Origin of the sequence: Microcoleus sp. MOSTC5, assembly GCF_036701825.1 — a bacterium.
GTDB lineage: Bacteria > Cyanobacteriota > Cyanobacteriia > Cyanobacteriales > Microcoleaceae > Microcoleus > Microcoleus asticus.
In genome coordinates this window covers 120,675-132,096 of the sequence record NZ_JAUBRK010000005.1, presented here as the reverse complement: position 1 = coordinate 132,096, position 11,422 = coordinate 120,675, and the positions used below count along the sequence as shown (strand labels likewise).

Below are 11,422 nucleotides of genomic sequence, written 5' to 3'. Positions count from 1 at the left end.
AGAAGAGAGAGTCTTAACTTTTTTTTTAGGTGTGAGTGGGTAAGGTGACGATAAATTCAGTTTCTGTTCCCATTATAGAGTTGACCTGAAGGGAACCGCTATGTTTTTCGACGACGATTTGACGAGCGATCGCAAGTCCCAAACCCGTCCCTTTCCCGACTGCTTTTGTCGTAAATAAATGGTCAAATATTTTTTGTTTGACTGATTCATCCATCCCCCGACCATTATCAGCAATACTAATTTTGACCTGGTTATCAACTAAGGATGTTTGAATGGTAATGCGGTTGGGATTAACCTTGATTTCGGCAAAGCTGCGATTTGTATTTGATTCTTCCAGTGCATCGATCGCATTGGCGAGAATGTTCATAAACACCTGGTTAAGCTGTCCGGGGAAGCATTCGAACTCGGGAATATTGCCGTAGTCTTTCACTACAACGATTGCGGGTCGCCGATCGTTGGCTTTCAATCGATATTTGAGAATTAAGATCGTGCTGTCAATGCCAGAGTGAATGTTAAAAGGAACTTTGTAATCTTTGTCAGCTCGGGAAAACGTGCAGAGCGTCGTGCTGATATCTTTGATACGATCGCAGCCCAGTTGCATCGAGTCAATCATGTTGGGCAGGTCTTCGATGATATAGTCGAGATCGATATCTTCGGCATGATCGGCAAGCTCTGTTTCCGGGGCGCGAGATCGATAGAGATTGAGATGCTCCACTAAGTCTTGAACTGTGGATTTGGCTTCATATAAATTGCCGGAAATAAAGCCGACGGGGTTATTAATCTCATGAGCCACCCCAGCAACTAAGTTGCCCAAAGCCGACATTTTCTCACTTTGAATCATTTGCAATTGGGTTTGCTGCAAGTCATGTAAGGCTTGCTCTAGCTGTTGGGAATAGGTTTGTGACTGCTCATAAAGTCGGGCATTTTCCAGAGAAATAGCCGCTTGAGCGCAGAGTAAATTGAGCAGTTCGACGCGATCGCTCGTGAACGCCCCCGTCGCTAAATTATTCTCCAGATATAAAATGCCCAGCAAATTACCTTGATGCAAAATCGGGCTACACAAGATACTATGAGGCTGCTGACGCATGATATACGGGTCATTAGCTAAAGTAGGATCTGCCGTCGCATCAAGCAGCACAACAGTCTGCCTGTTATGCTTGACTTTGTAAATTAGCTTTAAGGGAATATCCTGACTGTCCTCAATGGGAAGGCGTTGCAATACGACTGGCTCCGTTCCCACAGTAATTGACCCTTTAATCAGCAGGCGATCGTCTCGCAAGAGCATTAACACACATTTATCGGCTCCAGCATTTTCGATAACGATAGAAAGCAACGATGAAAGCAGTTTTTCGAGTTCGATTTCGCCTGAGATAGTTTGAGAAGCTTTGAGAATTGCAGCTAAATCTAGGGTATCTGAGACACTACTGCTAGAAGTGGCAGAACTGTTGGATGTGACGGTTCCTACAGCAAAGACAGTTTCGTTGACCGAGAAGGCAGAGCGAGTTTGTTGTAATATGGCAGCCAGCAGTTGGGGATAGCGTTTTTCTAAGTCAGCAACTTTGGCCTTTGCTCCCCAGCGAGCATAGCCGTAATAGGCGTTTGTCATGTATTCCTGGGCAATGCGTTCTTTGCCCCAATCGAGGTAGAACTTGGCAGCCAGTTCATTGGCTAAAGCTGCTTCGTGGATGAACTGGTGTTCAATAGCCAGGGCGATCGCCCGATCGTAATGCTCGGTAGCAGCAACTTTTTCACCCAACACTCGACATCTCTCTGCTTCTACCAGATACCATTTGTGCAAGTAGTTCATTGGGGCATTGTGCGCCCATTGATGCAGAGCCGTTTGATGGCTGGCAACCACAGCAAGCAGCTCGGCTTGCTCAACTTCTGGCTGGGTGGGGAAGACTGCCAGGTGTGTTAGCGCGGCATAAAAATGGAAATTGGGAATAAAAACCATTCCCGATACTCCCATCAAATGGGACTTGACTGGGGTGATGTAGTCCAGGGCAGCCTGATAATTGCCAAAGTAGTAGGCAAGCAGCAGTTTGTAGATGTAGACAATGGCGATCGAGGTAAGATCGTTATCTTGCTGGTGCTTCGGCAGCATCAGCGTCTCATCATAGATAGTGCCAGTTAAGCAATCTGGTTGGCTCACAGTTTCTCTCAAATGCTCCACCGTTTGTCGCACCATGTCCGAATAAATATGCGCCGAATCTTGTTTGATCTGAGCTAGGACAGCATTGTAAGCAGCCAATTCGGATGACAATGCGTCCACCTCTACACCTGCAAACAGCGCATTATAGGCGTAACCTGTTACGTTGTAGCCAGCGTAGAGAAAATCGCCTGTTTCTATGCCAGTGGTGTAGCCATCTTTCAGCGTCGGTAGCGTTGCCAATACCGCTTGCTGGTGATGTTGGATAAAAGCCCCAAATAAGTTGAGAGTGAGGGACTTCATGGACTGAGCATTCAACCTCTCCACCAACGAGAGTGCTAATCTACCAAACTCGTAGCCTGTTTCGACTTCGCCCAAAAAGGCACACAGCACCATGCCATGAAGCCCATATCCTGCCGTCGAGGCGGGGGCATTGCCAAACTGGAGCGACAACTTCACCATCATCGCGCCCAAGAGAGGCAGTAAACCTGGCATTCCCACCAATACGGGTGCAAACAATGCTCCTAATAGTTGCATGGCGGCGATCGCACTGCGATCGCTCATCAGTGGTAAATCAAGCAGTTCTTCAATCCGTCTGCCCTGAAGCTGGCTGGCAACGGCTTGTATAGCTGAGCCAATCTGGGCTTCATCAGGTTCGGTGGGGAGTTCAACTCCCAATTGTCCCAGCACGTCTCTAGCGATAGCGATCGCAGCTAACGCCTGACTCTGAGCCATTTGTGCCGCAATTTGGATTTCGTAAATTTTAACTTTGTCGAAAATGCTCTGTGCTTGCTGCAATACCACTGCGGCTTGCTGTTCCATGCCATCAAAGTCACCATTCAAATAGGCAACTTCCGCAGCCGTAACATACAGATTCAGAGTCAATTCATACTGATGTTGCCAGCAGTTTGCCAGCAGTAACTTAATCCCCGTTTGTAAATAAACCCTTGCTGCGGCGTAAGCTGTAGAATTTCTCGCCTTCACTCCAGCTTGCAAATTCAGTTGTGCTAGCGCTTCTTGCTCGCTCGGTTGTGTGAGTAATGCCCGTCCCCGGTTCAGGTGTCCGACAATATCAAACAGCTTTTCTGCTTGCTCTGAAACCGAGAGCTTTTGCTGAAGTAGCTGTCCAATTTGCAGGTGGGTTGCTTGTTTGTTGTCATCGGGAATCAGAGAATAGGCGGCTTGTTGGACGCGATCGTGCAGGAAACGGTAGGCTGGATTAACGGTATCCTCTGAGTCAAACTGTTGTGTACCCTGAAAAAACTTGTAAATCTGACTCGTGGGCAAAATCAAGCCTTCCTGCAAGGCTCTCCACAATGCTGTTGCTGCATCAATTGAAGAAAATTCTGAAACTATAGCCAATGTCTCTAAATCAAATTGAGCGCCAATACAGGCAGCAAGTTTGAGGACATTTTGGGTGGCATCGGGCAACTTTTGCAATTGCATTGCCATGAACTCGACTACATCATCAGTAAGCGAGAGCAATTTCACTGCTGCAATATCGCACTGCCAGTGTCCTACAGTGAAGTTATATGCAATGTAGCCATCCTGATGCAAAGCTTTGAGAAATTGAGTAGCAAAGAACGGGTTGCCTTGGGTTTTTTGATACACTAACTCACTCAAAGGTTGTGCTGTGATTGTGGAACAACTGAGGGTGTCGGCAACCAAATGATTGACGTGAGATTGACTTAAAGGAGCCAGGGTTAGAGTGCTGACGGTTGCTGAGTCTTTCTTCATCTCCTCTAATGTCAGCATCAGCGAATGTGCCGGAAAGACTTCGTTATCTCGGTATGCCCCAATCGTTAGCAGATAGCCCATCTCGCTTTGACTCATCAACACCTGCATCAAGCTCAGTGAAGCTGAATCTGCCCACTGCAAGTCATCGAGGAACATTACCAAAGGATGCTCGGCTGTAGCGAACAGGGCTATGAACTTGCCAAATAACAAGTTGAAGCGGTTTAAAGCTGCACTACCAGAGAGTTCTGGGGCTGCTGGCTGTTTGCCGAGAATCTGTTCGAGTTCGGGAATGACATCTATTAAAACTTGCCCATTTTCACCTAAAGCAGATAAGATTTTCTCTTTCCATTGTGCTAGCTGAGTATCGCTTTCACTCAATAGTTGTGACATCAAGTCGCGAAAAGCCTGGACAAAGGCACTGAAGGGGATGTTGCGGTTGAACTGGTCGTATTTACCTTTGATGAAGTAGCCGCGTTGCCGCACAATGGGTTTATGAACTTCGTTGACGACGGCGGTTTTTCCAATCCCTGAAAAGCCTGCAACGAGCATCTGTTCTGTTGCGCCACTACTGACTCTTTCAAAGGCTTGCAGTAAAGTGGCTGCTTCGGTTTCTCGTCCGTAGAGTTTATCGGGGATGATGAAGCGATCGCACAGATCCCTCTGTGCAATTTCAAAGTTTTCAATGTTACCAGTTTCTTGGAGTTGAGTTAAACATTTTTCTAAATCAAACTTCAGTCCTAATGCACTTTGATAGCGAATTTCGGCATTTTTTGCCATCAATTTTGTGACAACTTCTGATAGTAGAGAGGGAATTTCTGAATTAATTTCATGCACTAACGGCGAGGCTTTTGCAATATGACCATGTACTAATTCCATTGGATCTTTGGATTCAAAAGGTAATTTTCCAGTGAGTAATTCGTAGAAAGTCACACCTAAAGAATAAAAATCTGTTCTGTAGTCAATTCCCCGATTCATTCGGCCTGTTTGTTCTGGGGAAATATAAGCGAGTGTCCCTTCTAAGATATTGGGATTTATCAAAGTTTGCGTTTCTCGCGGTAGCAAAGAGGCGATACTAAAGTCAATTAATTTGACTTGTTTTGTTTCGGGATTAATTAAGATATTACTGGGTTTGATGTCTTTGTGAATGATGCGCTCGCGATACAGTATATCTAAGATATTGCACAGTGCGATCGCCATTTCTAAAAAGTCTCTCAAAGAGGGTAGATTTTTCCCTTTCACGGCCCATTCTTGAAGAGAAATCCCCCCAAAGTCTTCCATCACTAACGCATAACCATTGTGATAGGGTGACAGGCTATAAGTTTGGATAATTAAGGGTGAGTTAAGATTTTTAGCAATGGTGTACTGATTGCGAAACTGCACCAGTTCGCTAAAGGTGGGATAGTCATTTTTCAGCAGTTTGATGACGACAGGTAATTGGTCTGATGTACGGACGGCACGATAAACTAAGGTGCGACTTCCTGAATAAACTCTTTCGATAATTTGATAGTCGAGAATTTGAACTGTTGTCTGAATGTCGCTATTTTTTTCGGAGGGATTCATGGTGATTGTTCTTTAAAAATTGATAAGTAAATGGTTGCTTAAATAAGCCTGAATGCTAGGTTGAATTAACTTTTTTGTTCGGCTTTAGTTGGCAAAGTAATGATAAACTCTGCTCCTTTTCCCAGTAGAGAAGCACAGTTCAATTTTCCACCGTGAGTTTCTTCCACAATTTGACGCGCTATCGCTAATCCCAAACCCGTTCCTTGACCCACACTCTTAGTAGTAAATAAATTATCAAAAACTTGCTCCCGCACCGCTTCACTCATGCCAATACCATTGTCTTTAATCCGAATTACCACCTGTTTTCTATCGCCAGATAATTCTATTTTGACGATAATTTGATTGGGATTGGCTTTAATCTCTGCATAACTCCGTCCAATATTGAAGTCATCCAAAGCATCGATCGCATTCCCCAAAATATTCATAAATACCTGATTTAATTGTCCGGCATAGCATTCGATTTTGGGTAGCTCGCCATAGTCCTTAATCACTTTGATTTCGGGGCGAGTGTCCGAAGCTTTGAGGCGATGTTTGAGGATCATAATCGTGCTATCAATGCCCTCGTGGATATTGCAGGCAACCGGGCGATCGCTGTCCGCACGCGAGAAGGTCCGCAGACTAACGCTAATGTCTTGAATCCGCTTCACACCTTCTCGCATCGACTCAACTAACCGAGGTAGGTCTTCCCGGATGTAGTCCAGCTCAATGGTTTCGATTTCCTCTTGAATCTCTGGCTCTAGTTGAGGATATTTTTGTTGCACTAGATCGATCAATCCAAACAAATCCTTAATGTAATCTAAGGCAGGGGTAATATTGCCAGTTAGGAAGCCAACAGGGTTGTTGATTTCGTGAGCAACCCCTGCAACTAAGTTTCCCAATGCCGACATTTTTTCGCTTTGAATCATTTGTAGTTGATTATTTTGTAGCGCAAGTTCGGCACGTTTGCGATCGCTAATATCCAAAAATAATCCATCCCAAACCATAGACCCATCGGCAAGTCTTTGGATTCGAGATTCCCCATGAATCCACTTGATAATTCCAGAGGGTGTAATAATTCGTCCTGACCATTGCCATGGAGATATGGCTTGAAAGGCTTGAGTTTGAGACTGTTGATAACTCACGGCATCATCTGGATGCACCATATTGTCGAAAAACTGCCAATTGGACATGGCTTGCTCTGGGGTAATTTCTAGTAAGCTGTAACAGTCGGCACTGATGTAGCTCAACGATATAAACCCATCGGCACTCATGCGATATTGATAAACTACCCCAGGCACATTGTCTACCAGGTTATGGAAGCGAGAGTTACTAGCACTCAAGTTTTCAAGCGAGTGCTCTAGCTGTTGGGAATAAGTTTGCGACTGCTCATAAAGTCGGGCATTTTCCAGAGAAATTGCCGCCTGAGCACAGAGTAAATTGAGCAGTTCGATGCGATCGCTTGTAAATGCCCCCCTCGCTAAATTATTTTCTAGATATAAAATGCCTATCAACTTGCCCTGATGCAAAATCGGGCTGCACAAGATACTATGAGGCTGCTGACGAATGATATACGGGTCATTGGCTAAAGTCGGATCGGCCGTCGCATCAAGTAGCATAGTAGTCTGCCTGTTGCGCTTGACTTTGTAAATCAGCTTCAGGGGAATGTCTTGACTGTCTTCAATGGGAAGGCGCTGCAACACAACTGGCTCCGTCCCATTGATAATTGACCCTTCGATCGATAGGCGATCGTCTCGCAAGAGCATTAACACACACTTATCTGCTCCCGCATTTTCAACAACAATAGAAAGCAACGATGAAAGCAGTTTGGACAGTTCTATTTCACTGGAGAGAGTTTGGGAAGCTTTGAGAATGGCAGCTAAATCTAAAGCTACAGAGACACTACTACTACTGGAAGTGGCTCCACTGGTAGATGTGACACTCCCCAATGTAAAGATAGTTTCGTGAGTGGACAGAGGAGAACGAGTTTGTTGGAGGATGGGAGCAAGCAGTTGGGGATAGCGTGTTTCCAAGTCGCCGACTTTGGCTTTAGCGCCCCAATGAGCATAGCCATAGTAGGCGTTCGTTATGTATTCCTGGGCAATGCGTACTTTACCCCAGTCGAGGTAAAATTTGGCGGCGAGTTCATTGGCTAGTGCTTCTTCTTGGATGTATTTGTTGGCTTTGGCTCCTTCAATTGCGCGATCGTAATGTTCAATTGCTTCGGCTTTATTGCCTAAAACCCGATGTTTTTCTGCCTCAACTAAATACCATTTATGCAGATGATTCATGGGAGCATTCTGCGCCCACTGTTGCAAAGTGGTTTGATGGGTTTGGGCCAAAGACAAAAATTCGCCTTGCTCTGACTCTGGCTGCGTGGGGAAGAGTGCCAAATGCGTCAGAGCTGTATAGAAATGGAAAATGGGAATAGAAATCATCCCTGATAGTGCCATTAAATACGGTTTCGCTTGGGTACTATATTCTAGGGCAGAGGTGTAGTTACCAGAAAAGTATGCCAGCATCAGTTTGTAAGTGTAAGCAAGAGCGATCGCACTAAGATCGTTGTCCTGATGGTGCTTAGGAATCATCACCGTTTCATCATAGGCACTGCCCACTAAGCAATCTGACAGAATCCGGGCTTCCTTCAAGTTATGTACAGTTTGCTGCGTCATATCCCAATAAGTCAGGGCAGAATGTTGTTTTATCTGCACTAAAACAGCCCTGTAATCTGCTATTTCCTGTTCCCAAATATCCAGTTCTAACCCCGCAAAAAATTTGGCAATAAAGTAATTAAGCGAGTTATAGCCAGCGTTGAGAAAATCACCAGTTTCTATACCAGTTGCATAGCCATCTTTCATCGTCAGTGTTGTTACCATGAGCGATTCTTGATGATGTTGAACCCAGACAGAAAACAGCAGTAGAACTTTAGACTTGAATTCCCCGACATTAAATTGATCCAGCAAGTTCATTGCTAATCGCCCAAAGCTATAGCCTGTTTTCACTTCTCCCACAAAAGCACACAACACCATACTGTGAATCGCATACCCTACAGTCGAGCCTGGTGAATTGCCAAACTGAAGTGATAAACTCACCATCGTCGCGCTCAGTATGGGCAGTAATCCCGGCATTGCCGGTAGAATCGATGAAAATAATAATCCTAACAGTTGCATAGCTGCCTGAGTCTGGCGATCGCTCATTACAGGTAGATCGACTAATTCCTCAATTCCTCTATCACCTTGAAGACTAGCTACGGTTTGTAGGGCTTTAGCAATTTTGGCTTCGTCAGGTGCAATGGGGAGTTCAACCCCCAATTGCAAGAGTGCATCTCTTCCGACTGCAATTGCTTCTAACATCTTGCCCTGGGCTGTCTGGGCGACGATTTGAATTTGGTAAATTTTGATTTTGTCTAAAATCGTCTCAGCTTTTTGTAACACCAGTGCTGCTATTTTTTCCATACCATCAAAATCAGCATTCAAATAAGCAGCTTCGGTAGCAGCAACATGGAGATTCAGAGTCAATTCATATCGATCTTGCCAGCAGTTGGCTGTCAGTAACTCAATCCCTGTTTGCAAATAAACTCTTGCCGCACTATATGCTGTAGAATTTCTGGCTTTCTGTCCCGCTTTTAAGTTAAGTTGAGCTAAGGCTTCTCGTTGTTGCGGTTGGGTGATTAGCTCAATTCCTTGGTTTAAATGCCCAACAATATCAAACAGTTTTTCCTCAAGCTCTAGCTCGGATAAATTTTGTTCAAGTAATTGTCCGATTTTCAGATGAGTTGCTGTTTTTTGATGACTGGGAATCAATGAGTAAGCAGCTTGCTGTACTCGGTCATGTAAAAATCTATATTTGGCTATTTGTTGACTGGTATTTTGATTTGACACTACCAATCTCTCATTTTCTTCTCTCTGATAAAACTTATAAACATCGCTCAGCGGTAAAATTAGCCCTTCTTGTAACGCTTTCCATAAATCCGCAGCCGTTTCGATTTCCGATTGTTCTGAAACAATTGCCAAAGTAGCTAAATCAAACTGATTACCAATACAAGCCGCTAACTGCAATACATTTTGAGTTAATTGTGGCAGTTTTCGTAATTGAACTGCCATAAAAGCAACCACGTCATCTGTAACTGCTTGAGTCGTCACTTGTGCAATGTCACATTGCCACCCCCCCGTAACCCCCCCTTGGTAAGGGGGGGTTGGGGGGGTGAATTGAATCAGTCGATCTTGATGCAATGCTTTGAGAAACTGGGTAGCGAAAAACGGATTTCCTTGAGTTTTTTGAGAGATTAATTGAGAAAGAGGTAATGCCAAAGTTTCGGGAGATTTCAGTGTGTCAGCAACTAATTGATTGACTTTTACTTGACTCAATGGCGCTAAAGTAATCGTATTAATCGTTGCTTGGTTTTTTTGAATCTCACTCAAGGTCAAGATTAATGGATGTGCTGGATTAACTTCGTTATCGCGGTACGCACCAATTAATAAAAGATGACCTGTTTCAGCTATTAATAGCTCCATTAACTTCAGCGATGCTGAATCTGCCCATTGCAAATCATCTAAAAACATCACCAATGGATGTTCAGCACTGGTAAAGACTTGGGTGAATTTTTGAAACAATAAATTAAATCTATTTTGTGCCGCACTTCCTGATAATTCTGTAGCAGGTGGTTGTTGACCAATAATTATTTCTAATTCCGGGATGACTTCAATAATTACCTGTCCATTTTCTCCCACCGCTGATAATATTTGGCTTTTCCATTGCTCTAGTTGGAGATCGCTTTCGGTTAACAATTGTCCGATCAAATCTCGAAATGCTTGCACAAAAGCAGAGAAGGGAATATTTCGTTGAAATTGGTCGTATTTGCCTTTAATGAAATAACCGCGTTGGCGCACAATTGGTTTATGCACTTCGTTGACAACGGCTGTTTTTCCAATCCCCGAGAAACCAGCGACTAGCATCATTTCTGTGGCTCCTTGACTGACTCGCTCAAAGGCTTGGAGTAAGGTTTTTACTTCGGTTTCTCGTCCATAGAGTTTGTCGGGGATGAGGAAGCGATCGCATACATCCCTCTGTGCAATCTCAAAGCTCTCAATCGAACCCGTAACTTGTAACTGAGTTAAACACTTTTCTAAATCGTATTTCAGTCCCAAAGCACTTTGATATCTGGATTCGGCATTCTTTGCCATCAATTTGTTGACAATATTTGAGAGTAAAGACGGAATTTGTGGGTTAATTTCCTGTACTAAGGGTGCTGCTTTGGCAATATGACCATGTACTAACTCCATCAGGTCATTTGATTGAAATGGTAATTTCCCTGTGAGTAATTCGTAGAAGGTGACACCTAAAGAATAAAAGTCAGTCCGATAGTCAATCCCCCGATTCATCCGTCCAGTTTGTTCGGGAGAAATATAACTTAATGTCCCTTCCAGCCCATTGGGATTGATGAGGGTTTGGGTTTCTCGCGGTAGCAAAGAGGCAATACTGAAGTCAATTAATTTGACTTGTTTCGTTTCAGGATTAATTAAAATATTGGCGGGTTTGATGTCTTTATGAATAATTCGCTCGTGATAGAGTAGATATAAGGTGTTGCACAGTGCGATCGCGATTGTTAAAAACTCCTGTAGTGATTGTAGATTTCCCTTCATTGCCCATTCTTTCAGAGAAATCCCCCCAAAGTCTTCCATGACTAAGGCATAGCCATTTTGATAGGGCTCCAGGCTATAGGTTTGGACGATTAGGGGTGAGTCAAGATTTTTGGCAATGGTATATTGATTGCGAAACTGTACCAATTCGCTAAAGGTGGGATAGTCATTTTTCAGCAGTTTGATGACCACAGGTAATTGGTCTGATGTACGGACTGCGCGATATACTAGGGTGCGACTTCCTGAATAAAGTCTTTCGATAATCTGATAGTTGATAATTTGAACATTTGTAGGAGTGTCGCTATTTTTCTCAAAGTTATTCATGGCTATTGTTGTTTGATAATTGATGAGCGAGTGCTTG

The 11,422-nt window shown here is 44.0% G+C and carries 2 protein-coding genes; both read right to left on the bottom strand.

Annotation, left to right across the window (positions count from 1 at the left end; all coding sequences use genetic code 11):
• Positions 1-25: 25 nt before the first annotated feature.
• Complete coding sequence (locus tag QUA54_RS03720) at positions 26-5,446, bottom strand: AAA family ATPase (protein WP_333413348.1); 5,421 nt, start codon at positions 5,444-5,446, stop codon at positions 26-28.
• A 65-nt stretch (positions 5,447-5,511) separates the two neighbouring features.
• Positions 5,512-11,385 (bottom strand): AAA family ATPase, encoded by a 5,874-nt coding sequence (locus tag QUA54_RS03715; RefSeq protein WP_333413346.1) that lies wholly within the window; start codon positions 11,383-11,385, stop codon positions 5,512-5,514.
• Positions 11,386-11,422 lie beyond the last annotated feature (37 nt).

Bases quoted from the DNA above. Each gene is read 5' to 3' on its own strand.
- QUA54_RS03715 (WP_333413346.1), bottom strand. From the start codon at position 11,385: ATGAATAACTTTGAGAAAAATAGCGACACTCCTACAAATGTTCAAATT.
- QUA54_RS03720 (WP_333413348.1), bottom strand. From the start codon at position 5,446: ATGAATCCCTCCGAAAAAAATAGCGACATTCAGACAACAGTTCAAATT.